The sequence below is a fragment of the Pectobacterium fontis genome, assembly GCF_000803215.1.
Lineage (GTDB): Bacteria > Pseudomonadota > Gammaproteobacteria > Enterobacterales > Enterobacteriaceae > Pectobacterium > Pectobacterium fontis.
Window position 1 is genome coordinate 1 of record NZ_JSXC01000099.1, and the last position, 329, is coordinate 329.

Annotated in this window: 1 protein-coding gene; it reads right to left on the minus strand. The window is 56.5% G+C overall.

Features of this window, described 5'->3' with window-relative positions; translation table 11 throughout:
- Window positions 1-329 (minus strand): Ig-like domain-containing protein (locus tag OI69_RS18760; RefSeq protein ID WP_039354252.1); only part of this gene is annotated, 329 nt, incomplete at both ends.

A 329-nucleotide genomic window follows, 5' to 3' on the forward strand; every position in this document is an offset into this window, starting at 1 on the left:
ACCCGTCACCGCGATGGTCTGGCCGGATTCGGCAGCGTTAATCACGTTATCCGACGTGACATTATCGATAGAAATCAATGCCGTTGGTGCCACCGTATCGACACCATAAGCGTGGCTGGCATTGGCGGTGGTGACGTTACCGGCGGGATCACGCGTCGTGACCGTGGCACTGACATCGCTATTCACCTCCAGTACCGAACCCGGCACATTCACATTCCAGGTTTTATCAGCATTCACCGTCGTCTGGTAGGCCTCGGTGCCGACGTTAACCGTTACCGCATCCCCGGCTTTCACCTCATTACCAACTTGACCCGTCACCGCGATGGTCT